Source organism: Kibdelosporangium banguiense, from assembly GCF_017876405.1.
Taxonomy (GTDB): Bacteria; Actinomycetota; Actinomycetes; order Mycobacteriales; family Pseudonocardiaceae; genus Kibdelosporangium; species Kibdelosporangium banguiense.
This window is the reverse complement of record NZ_JAGINW010000001.1, coordinates 12,557,722-12,574,573: the sequence shown is the minus strand read 5'-3', so window position 1 is coordinate 12,574,573 and position 16,852 is coordinate 12,557,722. Positions and strand designations below refer to the sequence as shown.

Here is a 16,852-nt window from a genome sequence, read left to right as displayed (position 1 = left end):
TCGGCGTTTTCGCCGCTGATGGGATAACGCCAGGAGGGATGCGTCAAAGTCTGCGATTGTCTTGCGTGAGGTGCGTTTTTGCAGTCTGTCTTCGCAGGTGGGGTCGCGTGTTGTGACAACGCGTGTCACCCATTCGTCGGATAGGGTACGGTTCGGCCGCGTAGGACGTTTGGCGTCACTCGATGGGATTCGACAGCTTTACTGAACGTGGATATCTCGGCGTCGATTCACTCGTCGGTCGTACCCTTGATCTGGATCAAGATCAATTGTCGGTGTAGGGGAGTACTCAGGAAAGAAATGCCGATCCGCGGAGGATCGGCTGCTGAGGCAGGAGGGGCAAACCGGTGCCAGAAGATGAGGGGGCCGCGGATCGCGGTTCGGGCACTCGCCGTCGGGGACGTGGTCAGCCTGCGCTGGCCAAGCTGGTGTCGACGGCCGATTTCACGAACAAGCGGAAGCTGCCGCCGGACGATCGCAAGATGATCCTGTTCCTGCTCGTCGCTCTCGCGGACGCGGGTGACGGTGTGCTCACCCCCGCCTACCAGGCAGTCCTGGCCCGGCACGGGGACACGGCCGGTCACTGGTCAGCGGGCAAGAACATGGCCGCGATGCAGAAGGCCGGCGGCAAGTTTCTCGGCCAGTCGGCCGAACGGCGCCCATCCTGGGACAAGGTCGAGGACCTGATCGGTGCGATGTTCGGCGGACCGAGGCGGCAATCCCTGCTCGCCGTGGCCGCGGGCCTGTTCCGCGCGGACGGCGAACCACCCAGCGCGAGTTATGGGGGAGAAATTGTCCGGCCCGAGTGGGCAGCGGCCGACGTGGTCACGGTGGAGACGATCCGGCAGTACATCGCGGGCCTGCCCGACGACCGGCCGGTGCCGGTGCCACCGCCGGATGTGGAGTCCGATCTGCGGACAGAGAACAAGAACCTGAAGGCTGAGAACAACAAGCTGTGGTTGATGTTGCACTCCGTGCTCCGGGCGTTCCGGGTGCACGACGGCGAACTCAAGGAGCGTGATCGCGCGGAGCTGCGCGAGAAGATGCGGCTACGAGTCAAGGCCGTGGAGAGCGACGAGGCGTTGAAAGCCGAGAACGAGCGCCTGATCTGGGCGCCTTTCCTGGTTGCCTCGCATGGATCGCAGATCCCGGCCGAGGGCTGGACGTCGGGGATCGTCGGCCCGCCACCGGCCGGGACCACGCCGGCCGATCAGGCCGCGCCGGGGTTGTCCCAGACCAGCCGGGTGGAGCAGGGCTGGTCGTCGACCCGTTGGTAGATCAGCACGACCTTCGCGCCGGCCGGATACGGCAACTGGATCCCGGTCAGGTCGGCCGGGCGGCCGTCAGTGAGCGCGATCGCCTGGCGCGTACCCATTGCCAGCAGTTGTACGGCCACGGCGGGCGAGCATGCAGCCGCGTGCTCGAGCCGTAGTGTGCCGGTCAGTCCGGTCGGCCGGGCGGATCCGCTGGTCTCCAACCGGAATGTACTGCTCCGTGGGGACGCGTCGACCTCGTAGAAGATGAAAGCGCCTGGTACGTCACCGATCGCGGCTCGTTCGGCCGGTTTTGTCCCGCGCTCGTGGCGCACTGTGACAGGACCGGCCGAAAGCGCCGAGCAGGCGTACACCGTGAGTCCGGCGAGTGCGCTCACGGCCATGACGAGCAGCATGATCCGCAGTCCTGGTATCGACACGAAACCGGCGTCCCGGGCGGCCGGCGGGACCGGCTCGACTGGGGCGTTGTCGCGGTGGCGGGCAAGCAGTTCGGCGACCGTGACCTGCCGGGGCTCGCCTGCGAACTTCTCGATCAGCTCACCGGCCCGGGCCTCGTCGAGCAGGATCCGGCCGTGCTCCGCGATCAACGGGCAGCAATCGATCAACGCGTCCAACTGCTTGGTGCTGGGCAGTTGCCTGGCCCTGAGCAGGGAGGCGAGTTCTGGGCCGGATACTCCCCGGGCAGCCAGGTCCGCATTCGGCACCGCGGCCATGGTCAGGTGTGCACGCAGGTACGCGGCCAGACGGCGGGCGCTGGGCGTCGCGGTTGGCGCGAACCTGTTGCGCAGCAACTCGTCGAGTGCCGGAGCACGGGCGGTCACCTTGACCGGAAGGACGTTCTCGCCACTGGCCGGCCCGCCGGGCAGACCTGCGCAGTGCGCGAGTATCAACGCCGTGTTCTGCCGGGTCTCCAGCTCGGTTTCCTGAGATTGCTGTGCGGCAACGGTTTGCTCTGCCAGCTCGGTCCGCAGGGCATGAGCTCTTGCCTCATGTACGGCCGCGACGCGGTCGCGGGACGCCTTCAGGCTGGTGATGGTGGCCGACAGTTGGGCGATCTGGCTGTCCTTCAGGGAGAGCTCTGTGGCGATCGCCTGGTGGACCTGCCGTAGTTCGTCGCGGTCGGTCAGGGTCCTGACGAGCTCTGCTTCGCGGTTGGCGAGTTCATAGCGCACTGCGACCAATTGAACCAGTGTCTGTTCCAGTTTTTTCTCAAGCTCGACCCGCTCTCGCTGGAACAATCGCACACAAGTCGCCACATCGGGCGCTTGAGCCGGGTCGGCGAGTGGTGGGAGATAGATACCGTCGCTGTTGACCGGGCCGGTGTAGCCGGGCGGCCGGGCCGTGCTGTCTTTTTGATACGACATCCACCAGCCCGCCCAGCGGGGGAGTATTTCCTGTCGTTCACTCTCCGGTAGGCAGTATTTGGCGACACAGGACACCGTCTGCCAATCCGGCAGCTTGTTCGCACTACGTCCAAGCCGCTTGCCGCCCTCGCGCCGGGCGGCGTCCTTCGCCTTTCTCACCTCGGGCGTCGCCAGTAGCCAGGACGGCTTGTCGGGCCAGCTCATCAGCTCGTAGAAGAACGTGCTGAGCTGGCCGAACCTGGCCGCGGCCGCGTTCGTCAGCTCGGTTATCAGCCAGCCTGCCTCGACGGGCAGATCGTTCTTGTATCGAAGCTCGTCTGCCTGAATGGGGTACCCACGGGAGAAATGATCCGTATTTGTCGCCACGGCACTCTCTTGTTATACGCCTGATGAACGATTTGGGGGACAGGCGCCGAGTTGTCCCTCCGTTGCTGCTTGCGCCCTGTCCTGCTGGAGGGACAAGTCTGCCCCATGGTGGACTGAAGCAGGCGGAGCCACCCGGAATCGCGTTTCCGGATTTTTGTGGATTCGAACCGTCATCGAAAGTTTCAAGGAAGGAAGGCATCCGGCATGCCTGGTTTTACCGCCTCCGGGCCGGCGATCGTTACATTGGTCGCCGTGATCGCGGTTATCTGCGTGATCGCAGTGCTGACCCGCGACCCCGCACGGCGCGCTGCCGCGCTTGAGGTGCTGCGGATGCTTCTGCGCAGCCGGCCCGCCGCCGGGGACCCGGCCCGCGGCCGACGACAGGACACGAAGGCGGTGAAGCGGTCAGCCCGGCGGCGGCCGCCTCGCCGCAACGATCAGGGGCGCGCCCGGCCCCGGCGCGGCCGCCCCGGCAAACGCGCTCGAGGCAGGCGCAACCGGGGCACCGAGCCGGAGTCGACGGCGAACTGACCCATGTCCGCGGAATCACCGGTGCACGGCGTGGTGCGCCGGTGGTCCAGATGAGCGCAGTCGGCGCGGCTAGACGAGGGTGGAGAGGAAGGAGGCCCAGGGAGCAGTGGGGAAGGTCAGGATGCCCGTGGCGGGGTTCTTGGAGTCCCGGACAGAAGTGGTCTGAGGTAAGCGGGCGATCTCGACGCACGCGGCGTCGCTGCCCGCGCTGCTACGACTGCTTTTCCGCCAGTCCAGGTGATCCACAGTGTCCCTCACATGTCGGGGCCGTACAGTTCAGCGGCCAACCGCTGGATCGGCACGGCCGAATCGCCCGGGCTCAACGCAACGGTGTGTACCTGGTCGAACAGGAGTCTAGCCGCCTGTACCTGGATTGGTTCCTCGCTTTGCAGCGAACCGGTCGGATACTCGACATGCAGCAGGTCTGGATCGTCTGGGTCTGGGAAAGACAGCAGGACGAATGGGCCGTTCGGCACGTGGTGAGTGCCCTGTCTGAGAGGAACGACCTGAAGGGTGACGTTGGGCAGCCTGGACATTTCGACCAGGTGCCGTAGTTGTTCGCGCATGACATCCCTGCTGCCGAGTTCGCGGTGCAGAGCTATCTCATGGACAACGACGACATGTTCGAGCGGCCGGTCTGCGTTGATGAGCCGATCCTGCCGGATGCAGCGCACTTTGATGTCCCTGGCCATTTCGAGTTCGGTTCGGCTGATGCCGCCTGCGAACTGTGCTCGCATGTAGTCCTCGGTCTGCAGCAGGCCGGGGATGTCGATCATCGTGAACTCCCGGACCAGTACGGCCTCGGTCTCGGCATCCACATAGCCCATTTTTCTGATGCCGTAGGTCCAGTACCAGGGTGGCTTCAGTGCTTGTCTTGTCTCGTCGAGCAAACCGGGTTCGTAGCAGTCGTAGAGGTCCATCATCGACCGGACCAAGTGGACGTCCGCCTTTGTCTCGCCGGTCTCGACGCGGTGCAGCGCACTGCGTTTCTTGTCCAGCTTCGGTGCCGCGTCGGCCAGTGTCAGCCCGGCTTGCTCACGCAACCGCCGCAGTTTCGTGCCCAGTTTGCGGCGTAGGAACGTTGGCTCGCTCACATGGGGGATCTTCTCATCGGGACCCACAGAACTGGGATTTCCGGTGCTGTCACTCGATAGTGGGACGTTGCACCAGTCCGTTGAGGTGCGCGTAAGCCACCGCATGCACACGGTCCCGCAGACCAAGCTTTGACAGCACACGGGAAACGTGCGTCTTCACCGTCTCGTCCCCGACGTGCAACTGCGCCGCGATCTCCGCGTTGCTGTACGCCGCGGCGACCAGCAACAGGACTTCACGTTCGCGTGCGGTGAGTTGATCGAGTTCGGGCGGGGCCACCGGCGGCGCGATGCTCACGGCGAAGCGAGAAATCAGGCGCTGGGTCACCGATGGATCGATCAGCGCGTCGCCCCGGGCGGCCACCCGGATCGCGGAGATCAACTCTTCCGGCGGCAGGGATTTCAGCAGGAAGCCGCTGGCTCCCGCACGCAACGCGCGGTACACATACTCGTCGCTGTCGTAGGTGGTCAGCAGGATGACCTTGGTCCGGTTGGCGGGGTCGGCGAGTATTGCCTCGGTGGCGTCCAGACCGTCCAGTTTGGGCATCCGGATGTCCAGGACGGCAACGTCCGGGCGTAACCGGGCGACTTCCGCGACAGCCCTGCGGCCGTCGGCGACCTCGGCGACGCAGTCGAGATCCGGCTGGGTGTCGAAGATGGCACGCATCCCGGATCTGAGCATGGCGTGGTCGTCGGCGAGCAGCACGCTCAAAGTCATTGCCCCTCCAAGGGAAACGTCACCACAGTCCGCCAGGAGCCGTCCGGTTCCAAGCCGTAGCGGGTCCGGCCCGAGAACATCGCAGCCCGGTTACGGATTCCGACGAGTCCGCGGCGCACCGCACCGGGTTGATCACGGCCGACGCCGATATTGTTCTCCGACGAGACAGTCAACGACGACGGGCCGTACTCCAATGTGACTGTGACACCGGACGAATCGCCGTGCCGCAACGCGTTGGTGAGCATCTCCTGCACGATCCGGTAGACCGTGATTCCCAACGACTCCGGCACCTCTCCACGCGCCCCGGACACCTCCATCCGGGCCGGGATGCCGGCTGCCCGGACACCCTCGAACAGCTCGTCGAGATTGTCCAAGCCGGGTTGCCGTGCGCCTTCGGAGTTGTCACCGTGCAGCAGATCCAGCAGGTGCCGCAAGTCGACCATGGCCGCTCGGCTGGCGGTTTCCACTGACCGCAAGGAACCTTCGAGCGTGGCGTTGCCTGCGGGTAAGCCGAGGCGGGCGGCACCGGCGTGCAGGCCGATGGCGCTGACGTGGTGCACGATCACGTCGTGCAGGTCCCGGGCGATCGAACTCCGCTCCGCCGAGATCGCCTTGGTGACCGCGTCTTCGGCGTCCCGGCGTTCCATCTCCGAACGTTTCTCCAGCTCAGCCAGGTAAGACCGGCGCGCGGTGGTGTACCGGCCGACCAGCCACGGCAGGACTGCGGACTGGACCGCACCGACGACGCAGTACAGCAGATGCCGTCCCGTCATCGCATGCCCGATCATGAGCCCGGCAGCGAGCACGGCCAGCGAGGCCACGGCGGGTACGCCTTGCAACCACGCGCCGGCCCGATAACCGGCGATCAGGATTCCCGCGTCGTTGGCGGGCGACCTCCATCCGGTCAGCAACGCCATGCCAACTGGGACAGCGGCGTGCGCCACCGCCACGACGCCGGACAGCCGGGCCGGTCCGGCCAGCGCCGCGTCGACCGCGAGCGTCACGAACAGCACCAGCCAGTTCTGCCATGTCACGCATCCGTAGAGCACGACGGCAGCGCCGTCGGCGACCATGCACACGGCGGCTACCAGCCACGACTGGCGTTTCAGGGACAGCTTGGTGGTGAGCATCGCCCTGGATACTGCCGCATTCCCCACCCTGGAGTCCTCCCGCCACTCGGGGTCCGTAATCCCCCGAACAGGGGACCCGGGTTCCACCCCGGAAGGGACGAATTCACCCGCTGGGCGTCGATAGGTTTCGCTGTGATGAAGCGAACTCTGCTGTTGACACTGTTCGCGCTGGGGATGCTCTTTTCGGTCGCGGCCCCTGCGCTGGCCGACGGTGCCCAGGCGGGCGCCGATATCCACGTCGCGCAGACGCTCGGCGACCGCGAACTCACGGTGATCATCCGGCGGGTCGCCGAAGTGCCTGGTCCGGTGCACGTCGATGTCGTGACCCACGCCGGATCGCCGCCCGGCGAACTGACTCTGACGGCTACCGCCGCCGGTGCGGCGGCCAGTACGACCAAGGTGGTTCTGGGCGAGAAACCGGGTTTTTATTCAGGTGTCGTCCAGGTCGATCGCCCTGGCCCATGGCAGCTCGCGGTGGACGAGGCGACTATTCCGTTCGTGGTCCCGGCGATTGTGGCTTCGCCGTGGGAGAACGCGACTTACGGCGGGTTCATCGCCGCAGGGGCGTTGCTGGTCGTCGCTCTTCTCCTCGCCGTGTTCGGGCGACCGGGATTCGCGCTGGTCCCAGCGGTGGCCATGGTCGCTGCGTTGGCCGTGGCAGCCACGGCCGCTGTCCTGGCACCGAGTATTCCGCCGGTCGCGGCGCCGGGAACGCAGCTGGATCCGACGTTCGACAACGTCAACGATCCGTACGAGCGAACATCCATAGTGGACTTCTCGCGGCCGCCGGTGAACCTGGTGCCGAGTATGGACGGCAACGATCTCAAGCTGAGCCTGACCGACGGCTCGTCGGGGCGCACGGTCGACGACCTGCTGGTGCACGACAATGCCCTGATCCACTTGGTGGTCGTCTCGCCGTCGGGCAAGCTCCGGCATCTGCATCCGGTCCGGGTGGCGCCCGGGGAGTACCGCGCCCGAATCCTCGCCCCGGAACAGGGAACGCATGCGATCGCCGCGGAGATCGCCAGGCGCGGCGGGGGAGTGCAGCTGCTGCGGTCCGCGATCGACATCAGCGGCACGGCGACCGCGCGCCCGAACGACGGAAAAGCCGACCTTGCAACGCAAATCCGTGATGCCGGGACGCCGAGCACGATCACGGCCAAGTTCGGTACCAGGGATCTACAGCCATGGCTCGGCATGCTCGGCCACATGATCGTCATCGGCCCGGTGGCGGACCAGAACCATGCCGCCGCACCGATCTGGGCGCACGTGCATTCGATGATCCCGCCATCGCCGGGGTTTCCTGACAAGCCGGACGAGAGCGTCGCCGCGTTCGGGCCGGATGTCTCGTTCACCTACTCCTTTCCTTTGCCAGGCAGGTATCTGGTGTGGATGCAGGTCGAGCGTGACTACTCGATCGTCACCGTGCCCACGGTCGTCGAAGTCCCCGCGACGAAGGGACCTCAGGGATGAAATACGTGTTGTGGGCGTTGGGTGCGGTCGTCGTGGCCGTGACCGCGCTGCTGGTCTGGCCGTCCGGCGAGACACAGCCGTACCTGGCCGAAAGCACCCAGCACAGCTTCAAACTCAGGCCGGCCACCACGAAGACCGGCGCCAACTCGTTCGACCTGGAGATCACCGACCGGTCCGGCAACCCCGCGCGGGACGGCAGCGTTACGGTCGAACCGGTGATGCCGCAGATGGGACACGCGGTCAGCCCGATCACGGCAGGACCACGTGAGCCTGGCCGCTACAAGGTCGAGAACGTCGACCTGCCGATGGCCGGGCAGTGGGAGATCACGGTTTCACTCAACGGCTCCGAGCGGGTCGTCTTCCCGTTACTGCTCAACTGAGAGGGGTGGATCAATGGACATGACGGCGTCAGCGGTCGCCACCACGGCGGCCAGAAGTGTCCCGAGGGGGCTGGTCCCGGCGAGTTTCGTGCTCGGCGGGACCGTGGTGTCGCTGGTCGGCCTGACCTGGGACATCCAGTGGCACACCGATGTCGGGCCGGACACGTTCTTCACGTTGCCGCACCTGTTCCTGTACTCCGGCAGCGCGATCTCCGGGATCGCGAGCCTGATCGTGGTGCTGATGACGACCGCGGCCGAGCGCAGGGGGAAAGCGGTCGATCCGATGGTCGGCGGTCGTGCGGTCAGCGTGTTCGGGCGGACGTTCGCGGCACCGGTCGGCTACCTGATCTCCGGCGCGGGCGCGGCATCGTTCCTGTTGTACGGCCTATGGGATCAGTGGTGGCACGGCCTGTACGGGTTCGACGCGGTGATCGCGTCGCCGCCGCACATCGGTCTGCTTCTATCGATTTCCATCACGATGGTCGGTGCGGTCATGGTGTTCTCGGTCGCGCGCAACGAGCGCTGGGGCTTGTATGGCACCATCGGCGGTGCTGCGGTGCTGCTCACGTTCAGCATGGTCACGGTGCTCGGATTGCAGGCGCTGCCAAGGGGAATCGTGAACTCGGTGAACGTGGGTGTCGCGTTCCTGAGTGTGATGATCTTGATCATGGGTGGGCGCGCACTCAACCGCCGAGGTGGCGCGTTGACTGTCGCCGTTGTGGTGGCAGCGATTCAGGCCGTGTTCTGGTGGTTCTCGCCGTGGGCGACGGAGGTCTACGCCAACGCCACAGGCCTGCCGCTGCGTGACTACACCGACGGGGTTCCCGCGCTGCCGGCCATGATCCCGATGTGCCTCGTCATCGTGGGTGTGGCCGTTGAGCTTCTGCACAAACTGCCTGCGCCGATCGTGGGCGCGGTAGGCGGCCTGATCGTCACTGCCTGTGCGCCGCTGCAGCACGTGCTTGTGTACGACGGTTCGTGGCCGCGCAGCGCCACTTCCTACGTCGCCACTGTCGTGCTGGGCACGCTCTTCGGTGCCCTCGCCGGACTACTCGGCCGGCGTTTCGGCCAGATGCTGCGACACCTCGCGCCCGCAAAGGAAACCAGCCATGCGTAAAACACTGTTGGGACTGCTGGGAACCATCGGGCTGCTGCTCGGCCTGGCCGCGCCCGCGTCGGCCTACGACCCGGTCAACGTCGTGCACACCGAGCAGGTGCAGGCCGGCCCGTACAAGATGACCATCGGCTTCAGCACATGGCCGCTGAAAGCGATGCAGTCACTCGACTTCACGTTCACGCCCGACGACGGCATCGCCAGCAAGGCAGGCATGCTGACGATGAGCCTGGGCGATTACGTCATGGACGAGCCGCTGGCCAGGCACCCACGCAAACGGGAAGTGTGGGGCCTGGACATCCGCAGCCTGCCCGAGCCGGGCGAGTGGACCCTACGGTTCGACGTGGAAGGCCCCGCGGGCGTAGGTACGGGTGAGCTGAAAAACCTCCAGGTAATGCAGCAGCCCGGCCCACCCATGGGCCTGTCGTGGGCGGTCAGCACGATCCCACTGTTCGGCCTGATCGCGTTGATCGTCGTCGCCTGGCGCCGCACTCGGGTCAAGGTATGACACCCTGGGGGTGGTCGGCCCGCCACCGGCCACCCCCAGGGCAAATTCGGGGTCACGAGACACTGTGCACCAGCGCGGGACCTGAGTGACCGGAGTGCTCCTGGCCCCAGCGGGCCTGGCTGAAGCCGTGCAGGCCCTCGACCAGGCGGGCGACGTCCTGCTCGGGCCGGACGACCAGCCGGACGAACTGGCTGCTCATGCCGAGCTTGTTGCCGCACTCGCGGATGAAGACCTGGTGATGCTGCAGCAGATAGTCGCGTAACGCCATGCCGTCGATGCCTGCTCCCAGTTTGACGAGGAGGAAGTTCGCCTGCGAGGAGTACACGGTCAGGTCGGGATGCCTGGCCAGCTCCATGCCCATCTGGTAACGGTCACGGGCCAGCAGTCGCAGGCTCTCTCCGTACTCGTCCGCGTGCTCCTCAAGCATGAACACGACTGTCTCGGCCAAAGAGTTCAGATTCCACTTGGGCAAAGTCTTTGCCATTTTCCCGGCGAGTGCCGGGTTGGCCACGAGGTAGCCGAAGCGGATGCCGTGCAGGCCGAAGTTCTTGCCCAGGCTCTTGAGCACCACCACGTTGGGCCGGATGGTGGCGTCCGCGGCGACCGACGGATTGCGTTCCACCTCAACGAAATCGATGAAGGACTCGTCGATCACGACCAGGTCCAGGTCGGACAACTCGTCCATGAAACGCAGGATCTCGCGGCGCGGCAGGTAGCCGCCGTCGGGGTTGTTGGGGTTGCACAGCACGGCCACACGGGACTTACGGGCCCGGATGAACTTGATGTAGTCGTCGATGCTCAGGTTGAACTCGGAGTTCTCCTGCAGCGGGTACATGTCCACCCGCTTGCCGGTCTCCATCGGCTGGTCGGTCCAGCGGCCGAACGTGGGGATCGGGATCGCCACGCTTTCGGAGAACCACAGGTGGTCCATCCAGGTGATCAGTTCCGTCGAGCCGTTGGACATCGCCACGGTCGCGGGGTTGAGCTTGAGGATGCGCGCCAGCCGGTTGGCGATCGTGCCCGAGTCGCTGGGGTAGTACTTGAGCACCGACTCCAGGTTCTTGGCCAGCTCGCCGAACATCTCCGGGGTGGGGAAATACGGGTTGCACGGGATGCAGAAGTCCGCGAGCTGCCTGCCGTGCTCGCCCATGCCCCTGGTCAGTTCGAAGTACGACGGGCTGTGTGCGGCCTTGGAGAACAGACTGGTATCCACGGCTTGTCTATCCACACCATGTCGCACGTGATCACTCCCGTATGTCGGCTGCACAGACTGATACGAGCAATCGTGTGCGACCGGTTCAGGGTTTGTCTCAATCAGATCACGGCCGGTTGGTCAGCACGGTGTGCGGGCGGTCGAGCGGGGTCCAGTAGTGATATGGCTCCCGGCCGAGTTTGGAGCGATCAGCCAGCACGTATGCATGTTCGGCGCTGTGCAGCATCACGTGTTTCAGGTGCGCCTGATCGAGGCTCGGCGCGCTCAGCCCGCGTTCCGGGCTGAGTCCGTCGGTGCCCAGGAACACCCGGTCCGCGCCGATGTGCCGCAGCTGCTCGATCACGGTCGCGCCGATGATCGCCTCGTTCGGGTGCCGCAACCGTCCACCTAGGATGATCAACTCGATGGTGGTGCTCTCGGCCAGCGCGAGGATCGCGGTGAGACCGTTGGTCACGACCGTCAGCCTGCGGTGGGCGAGATGTGCGGCCAGGCGGCCGGTTGTCGTCCCGGCGTCCAGGACGATGATCTCGCCGTCTTCGACCAGCTCAGCGGCGGCGAGAGCGATCTCCTCCTTCTCCGCCGAATTACTCGCGTCTTTCTCGCGCACACTGCGCTCGACCGCGCCGCCGTACGTCCGCACCACGTGACCGTCGCGTTCCAGCGTGGTCAGATCGCGTCGGATGGTGGACGGCGACACGCGGAACTGGTCGGCCAGGAGTTGGATGTGACCAGTTCCGCTGCGTACTTCGCCGAGCAGCTTTGCGCGGCGTTCTTGAGCATTCACTTGCCTGGGTACGCCTCTCGCAGTCGTGGGGCGAACGGCGCGAGGTCGACGGCCGCACGGAACGCGGCCACCATTGTCCCGTGCTCGGCGCGGCCGGTGCCGGCGATGTCGAACGCTGTGCCGTGGTCGACGGATGTGCGCAGAATCGGCAGGCCCACGGTGACGGACACCGTGCCGTGGAAGTCGACGGTCTTCGAGGCGATGTGCCCTTGGTCGTGGTAGAGCGACAGGACGCCGTCGTACCGGCCCTCAAGTCCTTGGTGGAAAACGGAATCAGCCGGGATCGGGCCGTACACGTCCAGGCCGTCGGCCTTCGTGGCCTCGACGGCGGGTGCGATGGCGACTATTTCCTCGTCACCGAACTTGCCGCCTTCACCGCCATGCGGGTTCAACGCCGCGACGGCGAGTTTAGGGGAGTTGTTGCCGAACACGCGCAAGGCCGTGTACGCCTCGCGGATCGCGTGCTCGATGTTCGGCCTGGTGATCTGCTCGACCGCCTGGCGCAGCGACAAATGCCTGGTGGCGAAGAAGATCCGCAGGCCACGGACCCAGAACATGGTGTTGAACCGGTCCGAGCCGGTCAGCTCGCCGAGCATTTCGGTGTGCCCCAGGTGTTTCGACCCGGCCGCCCAGATCGACTCCTTGTTGATCGGCGACGTGACCACCGCGTCCACCTCGCCACGCAACGCCGCCTTCGTGGCCGCCTCGATCGCCGCGACCGATGCCTTTCCAGCGGTCGCGTTCACCTCGCCCCAGGGCAGGTCGCCGGGCGCGATTCCCAGGTCCAGCACGTCGATCGTGCCCGGCTCGAACCTCGCGTCCGCGACGGACTCGACCGCGTTGACCTTGGCGTCCAGGCCGCATACCTCGATCGCGCGCTGCAGCACCGGCGCGTCGCCGACGGCCAGTGGCCGTGCGGTGTCGGTGGCCTCCGGCGCGGCGAGGGTCCGGGCGGTGATCTCCGGGCCGATCCCGGCCGGGTCGCCAAGGGTCACTGCGAGCACGGGCTTGGTCATGAATTTCCTCTCGTGCTGGTCAGCCGCTCGATGCAGGCGACCGCCGCGGTCTTGTCACCGATCAGGCCACCCTTGGTGGCGAAGGGCAGGCCGTTGAACGGGCCGCCGGACAGCCGGCCGGTCACGGCCAACGGGACTACTTCGTCGTCGATCACGAACCCGTCGGTGTCCAGTGTGACTGTGATCGCCGTGGCTATGTCGCCGCCGGTCGCGTACAGGCCGCCGATCCGGTGCCGAGCCAGGATCAGTCTCGTGGCCGTGGCCAGGATCTTTGGCAGTTTCTCGGCCATCCTGCGGTCCATTGAACCGGTCGGCGAGATTACTGTGCGGACGCCGACGACCTGACGGCCTTCGTTGAGCAGCGTGGCGATCTTGGCGGCGATCTCCTCGGGCTGTTCGCCGCCGGTGACAGTCACATAGCGAGCGCCCAGCGTCTGCTCTGTTTCGTAGACCTGGTCGGCGGTGGTCGAGGTGATACTGCCGATCACCGCGAGAACCGGCGGCCGGGGCTGGTCACCAGGCGCGATGCCCAGCGCGGCGGCCAGCCGGACGCCGAACGGGCCTGAGTCCACCGACAGCCAGTGCTGCGATACCTGGGCCGCGGCCTCGGCTATCACCCGAAGGTGTGCGTTTCTGGTCGCGTCGCAGACCACGATCCCGCTGTCGCCCCGCAATGCCGCAGCGACCTCGTCGGCACCACGCTCCACCAGGTCGAGCGGGATCTCGGTGATCGACCGGGACGTTCCTTCGCGGAGGATCGTGGCCACGCGCGACGACTTCACCGGATTGAGTGCGTCGCGCCCGGCGGCGGTCTGTGCAACAGGGACGCCGTCGACCAGGTGCAGGCCGCCGACCGTCACGCGACCTGCGTCGGGGAAGGCCGGCACGACAAGCGCCCGGACGCCCAGCGCCTCGATCGCTGCGTCTGTCTCGGCGCCGACATTGCCGCGCAACGTGGTGTCCACACGTTTGACTACGAGCGGAACGTCGCCCGCGGCGGCGATTGTGGCCTTCACCTCGTCGCGAGCGATGTGCGCGGGGGAGTGCCGGTTGCCCAGGTTGACCACGAGCGCCTCGATGTCCGGCATGGTGGCGCGGCCGTGCACAGTCATGGTGTGCAGGCCGAACCGGGCGAACAACGCGCCGGTCGCATTACTCCCGGTCAGGTCGTCGCCGATCACCAAAACTCGCCGATTGCTCATTCTGAGCATTGATACTGCTTGAATTGAGCAGAAAGTCAACCCGGACCCGCCCTTACGACCTGGCATGGCAGCATCAGCGCGACCAGTTCGAAGGGGGAAGCAGTGCGTGTCCTGTCAGTCGACCTCGGCACGTCCAACACCGTGGCTGTGCTGTCCGCGCACGGACGTCCGCCGCGCGTGATCGAGGTCGACGGTTCCGCGACCATGCCGTCCGCCGTGTTCGCGGGCGAGGACGGGAACCTGTTGGTAGGTCGGGATGCTGAGCGCCGCGCGCGTCTTGACCCGTCACGTTTCGAGCCCAACCCCAAGCGTCGGGTCGACGAGGGCACGCTCCTGCTAGGCGACACCGTCGTCCCCGTGACCGACGCGCTCGCCGCTGTCCTTGCGCGAGTAGGCGAAGAGACGCAACGACAGTTGGGCGGCGCGAAGCCAGACGAGATACGGCTGACTCACCCCGCGCAGTGGGGTGCGACGCGCCGCAACGTCCTCATGGCCGCAGCCAGGCTCGCCGGACTGGGATCGAACCTGGTCCTCGTGCCGGAGCCGGTCGCCGCGGCCGCGCACTTCGCATCCATCCCAGGTCAGTCCCTGGTGCCTGGCAAAGCGCTCGCGGTCTACGACCTCGGTGCGGGCACGTTCGACATCGCGGTGGTCGGCGCGACGCAGAACGGCTTCAACGTGCTCGCCGAGGACGGTCTGCCGGACCTCGGCGGTCTGGACGTGGACCAGGCGTTGCTCGAACACGTCGGCCGGGAGGTCTCGCACCGTGATCCTGGCCGCTGGCAACGGCTTCTGCGGCCGGAGACCACCGCCGACCGGCGGGCCCAGCGCTCGCTGCGCGAGGACGTGAAAGCGGCCAAGGAAGCGCTCTCCAGGCACCCGCAGACCGAGGTGCCGATGCCCGAGCCGTTCGACGACGTGCTGGTCACGCGGGCCGAACTGGAGGCGCTGGTCCGGCCGAACCTGCTGCGCAGCGTGGAACTGCTGGCCGCGACCATCCGGTCGGCCGGGATGACCCCGGACCGGCTGCTGGGCATCTACCTGGTCGGCGGATCGAGCCGGATGCCGCTGGTGGCGACCCTGATCGCCGAGCAACTGCGGGTCGTGCCGACGAGCCTCGACCAGCCGGAGACCGCGGTCGCGCTGGGCGCGCACCACGTGCCCTACGAGGGCATCAGCATGCGGACCCAGAACGTGCCGAGCGCGTTGTCGCAGGACCAGCCGACCGCGACCATGGCGCCGGTCCGGCCCGCCTACCGTCCGCCCACGCCCGCCTCGCCCAGCACCGGATTTCCCCAGCCTTTCCCGGCGCCGCCGTTGCCGAGCAACTTTCCCAGCGCCCAGCCGCCGCCGAAGAAGCCGAACCGCAAGATCCTCATCGGTGTGGCCGCCGCTGTGGTGGTCGTGCTCGCGGTGGTCGGCTTGGTCATCTTCCTGCCGTCCAACGGGTTGCCGTCCGCGCAGGACTGTGCATCGGTGGGGGAACGGGACGACAAAGGGTTCACCGCGTGCCTGCGTCAGCTCGCGGGTGGCGTGCCGGACAACAACTCCTGCAAACCCGGCGTGGAGACAAGCGGCCTGGATGCCAACGCGGGACTGACCGCGACCTGCACGCTCCGCGACGACTACCGGGTCTCCTATCTGCAGGCGAACTCCAATGAGGAAGCCGACAAACAGGCGCTGGGCGCGATCGGTTCGCTCGGCGGCGACATCGTCCAGGCCGACTGGAAGGGCAACGGGCTGTCCGGCAGGTACCAGGCCGCGGTCGGCGGGGGCACCGGAAAGCTGGTGTTCCTCGTGGCCGGACGGCCGATTCTCGGTGTGCTGAGCAAGGGCGGGCTGCGCGATTCCGACACGCCCAACGAGATCGCCGACTTCTGGGAGCGCAACGTCCAGCCCGGCAGTTGACTGGTCCGGTGCGGGCGTGACTACTCGTCGGGTTCCTCGGTGTACACCTCGGCCACTTCCACGACCTGGCGTACCTCGAGGTTGGTCTCGATGTCCGGCGGGCTGGGCACCTGGCTGGCCCACTCCAGCGCGTGCTCCAGGGATTCCGCCTCGATCAGCCAGAAACCCGCGATCAGGTCCGTGGCCTCGGTGAACGGGCCGTCGATGATCGTGGCGATGCCGTCGGCCAGCCGAACCCGTGCCCCTGCGCCGCTGTCGAGCAGGCCCTCCGCGCCCAGCAGGATGCCCGCGTCGGCCATCTGCTGGTTGAACTCCGCCATCGCGGTGAACTCGTCCTGCGTCGGCGCCCGGCCTGGCCCGGACTCCTCGTCGGACTTGATGATGATCATGAAACGCATCGGCTCGGCGCCTCCGGTGGACCGGCGACTAGCGGCGATTGCGCCAGGCGCGGATGAGTATGAGCAGCCAGGTGAGCGTGCTGACCACAGCCAGTGCCCACAGCGCGAACGCCTCTGGTCCCTCCCCAGGCGACATGCTCACTAGAGTAGTCAGCGATGCGTACCACGGTTTTCCGCAATCTGATGGCAGGCGAGTTCGGCGCGGTCCGCGCCGAGATGCTGGCTCGGGACCACGTCCTGGGCGCGCTGGGCGGCCGCACGGCTGACCAGGCACTGGACGCCGGGGTCTCCCCCAAGGAGGTCTGGCGGGCGGTCTGCGACGACTTCGGAGTCCCGGCCGAGCGGAGGTAGTCTCCGGCGTGTCGCTCGAACGGGTCGAACAGGT

At 66.6% G+C, this 16,852-nt stretch carries 18 protein-coding genes; 8 read left to right on the top strand and 10 right to left on the bottom strand.

Annotated features, from left to right (window positions below):
• The first annotated feature begins 344 nt into the window (after nucleotides 1-344).
• A complete protein-coding gene (locus JOF56_RS56350; RefSeq protein ID WP_209647707.1) occupies nucleotides 345-1,274 on the top strand; it encodes a hypothetical protein in 930 nt (309 codons plus the stop codon).
• On the opposite strand, the gene JOF56_RS56345 is transcribed toward JOF56_RS56350, so the two are convergent.
• A complete protein-coding gene (locus JOF56_RS56345; RefSeq protein ID WP_209647706.1) occupies nucleotides 1,208-3,001 on the bottom strand; it encodes a coiled-coil domain-containing protein in 1,794 nt (597 codons plus the stop codon). The genes JOF56_RS56350 and JOF56_RS56345 overlap by 67 nt on opposite strands.
• A gap of 252 nt (nucleotides 3,002-3,253) precedes the next feature.
• Here JOF56_RS56345 and JOF56_RS56340 point away from each other — a divergent pair, with 252 nt between their 5' ends.
• Nucleotides 3,254-3,532 carry a hypothetical protein gene (locus tag JOF56_RS56340; RefSeq protein WP_209647705.1) on the top strand — a complete coding sequence of 93 codons (279 nt, stop codon included), beginning with the start codon at nucleotides 3,254-3,256 and terminating at the stop codon, nucleotides 3,530-3,532.
• A gap of 69 nt (nucleotides 3,533-3,601) precedes the next feature.
• On the opposite strand, the gene JOF56_RS56335 is transcribed toward JOF56_RS56340, so the two are convergent.
• From JOF56_RS56335 to JOF56_RS56320, 4 genes are read right to left on the bottom strand one after another with little or no spacing between them, the layout of a single operon-like run.
• A complete protein-coding gene (locus JOF56_RS56335; RefSeq protein WP_307855852.1) occupies nucleotides 3,602-3,778 on the bottom strand; it encodes a DUF397 domain-containing protein in 177 nt (58 codons plus the stop codon).
• A gap of 8 nt (nucleotides 3,779-3,786) precedes the next feature.
• Nucleotides 3,787-4,626, bottom strand: coding sequence for a helix-turn-helix domain-containing protein (locus tag JOF56_RS56330; RefSeq protein WP_307855743.1), 840 nt, complete (start codon nucleotides 4,624-4,626; stop codon nucleotides 3,787-3,789).
• Between the two features lie 49 nt (nucleotides 4,627-4,675).
• Nucleotides 4,676-5,341 carry a response regulator gene (locus JOF56_RS56325; protein ID WP_209647703.1) on the bottom strand — a complete coding sequence of 222 codons (666 nt, stop codon included), beginning with the start codon at nucleotides 5,339-5,341 and terminating at the stop codon, nucleotides 4,676-4,678.
• On the bottom strand, nucleotides 5,338-6,471 hold the full coding sequence (locus JOF56_RS56320; protein WP_209647702.1) for a sensor histidine kinase: 1,134 nt from the start codon (nucleotides 6,469-6,471) through the stop codon (nucleotides 5,338-5,340). Before JOF56_RS56320 ends, JOF56_RS56325 begins: the two co-directional genes overlap by 4 nt.
• Nucleotides 6,472-6,606: 135 nt before the next feature.
• Here JOF56_RS56320 and JOF56_RS56315 point away from each other — a divergent pair, with 135 nt between their 5' ends.
• The 4 genes from JOF56_RS56315 to JOF56_RS56300 are packed head-to-tail and all read left to right on the top strand — an operon-like array spanning nucleotide 6,607 to nucleotide 9,946.
• Complete coding sequence (locus JOF56_RS56315; RefSeq protein ID WP_245378818.1) at nucleotides 6,607-7,944, top strand: DUF8832 domain-containing protein; 1,338 nt, start codon at nucleotides 6,607-6,609, stop codon at nucleotides 7,942-7,944.
• Entirely contained in the window at nucleotides 7,941-8,324 is a 384-nt protein-coding gene (locus tag JOF56_RS56310) for a FixH family protein (protein ID WP_209647701.1), read from the top strand. The genes JOF56_RS56315 and JOF56_RS56310 overlap by 4 nt, the downstream gene beginning before the upstream one ends.
• Nucleotides 8,325-8,343: 19 nt before the next feature.
• The gene (locus JOF56_RS56305) at nucleotides 8,344-9,441 is read left to right on the top strand and encodes a hypothetical protein (protein ID WP_307855742.1); all 1,098 of its coding nucleotides are present in this window, start codon (nucleotides 8,344-8,346) and stop codon (nucleotides 9,439-9,441) included.
• Nucleotides 9,434-9,946, top strand: a complete 513-nt coding sequence (locus tag JOF56_RS56300) for a hypothetical protein (protein WP_209647699.1) — start codon at nucleotides 9,434-9,436, stop codon at nucleotides 9,944-9,946. Before JOF56_RS56305 ends, JOF56_RS56300 begins: the two co-directional genes overlap by 8 nt.
• Before the next feature lie 52 nt (nucleotides 9,947-9,998).
• On the opposite strand, the gene JOF56_RS56295 is transcribed toward JOF56_RS56300, so the two are convergent.
• The 4 genes from JOF56_RS56295 to JOF56_RS56280 form a co-directional block, all read right to left on the bottom strand.
• The gene (locus tag JOF56_RS56295; RefSeq protein WP_209647698.1) at nucleotides 9,999-11,159 is read right to left on the bottom strand and encodes a pyridoxal phosphate-dependent aminotransferase; all 1,161 of its coding nucleotides are present in this window, start codon (nucleotides 11,157-11,159) and stop codon (nucleotides 9,999-10,001) included.
• A 106-nt stretch (nucleotides 11,160-11,265) separates the two neighbouring features.
• The gene (locus tag JOF56_RS56290) at nucleotides 11,266-11,943 is read right to left on the bottom strand and encodes a DeoR/GlpR family DNA-binding transcription regulator (RefSeq protein ID WP_209647697.1); all 678 of its coding nucleotides are present in this window, start codon (nucleotides 11,941-11,943) and stop codon (nucleotides 11,266-11,268) included.
• The gene (pdxA, locus tag JOF56_RS56285) at nucleotides 11,940-12,959 is read right to left on the bottom strand and encodes a 4-hydroxythreonine-4-phosphate dehydrogenase PdxA (protein ID WP_209647696.1); all 1,020 of its coding nucleotides are present in this window, start codon (nucleotides 12,957-12,959) and stop codon (nucleotides 11,940-11,942) included. Before pdxA ends, JOF56_RS56290 begins: the two co-directional genes overlap by 4 nt.
• A complete protein-coding gene (locus JOF56_RS56280) occupies nucleotides 12,956-14,161 on the bottom strand; it encodes a four-carbon acid sugar kinase family protein (protein ID WP_209647695.1) in 1,206 nt (401 codons plus the stop codon). Before JOF56_RS56280 ends, pdxA begins: the two co-directional genes overlap by 4 nt.
• A 102-nt stretch (nucleotides 14,162-14,263) precedes the next feature.
• Here JOF56_RS56280 and JOF56_RS56275 point away from each other — a divergent pair, with 102 nt between their 5' ends.
• Nucleotides 14,264-16,069 carry an Hsp70 family protein gene (locus tag JOF56_RS56275; protein WP_209647694.1) on the top strand — a complete coding sequence of 602 codons (1,806 nt, stop codon included), beginning with the start codon at nucleotides 14,264-14,266 and terminating at the stop codon, nucleotides 16,067-16,069.
• Between the two features lie 20 nt (nucleotides 16,070-16,089).
• Here the strand turns inward: JOF56_RS56275 and JOF56_RS56270 are convergent, their stop codons facing one another.
• Nucleotides 16,090-16,467: a YciI family protein gene (locus JOF56_RS56270; RefSeq protein ID WP_209647693.1), complete on the bottom strand. Its 378-nt coding sequence runs from the start codon at nucleotides 16,465-16,467 to the stop codon at nucleotides 16,090-16,092.
• A 156-nt stretch (nucleotides 16,468-16,623) separates the two neighbouring features.
• Between JOF56_RS56270 and JOF56_RS56265 the strand changes: the two genes are divergently transcribed.
• The gene (locus JOF56_RS56265; RefSeq protein ID WP_209647692.1) at nucleotides 16,624-16,818 is read left to right on the top strand and encodes a DUF3046 domain-containing protein; all 195 of its coding nucleotides are present in this window, start codon (nucleotides 16,624-16,626) and stop codon (nucleotides 16,816-16,818) included.
• The last annotated feature ends 34 nt before the right edge of the window (nucleotides 16,819-16,852 follow it).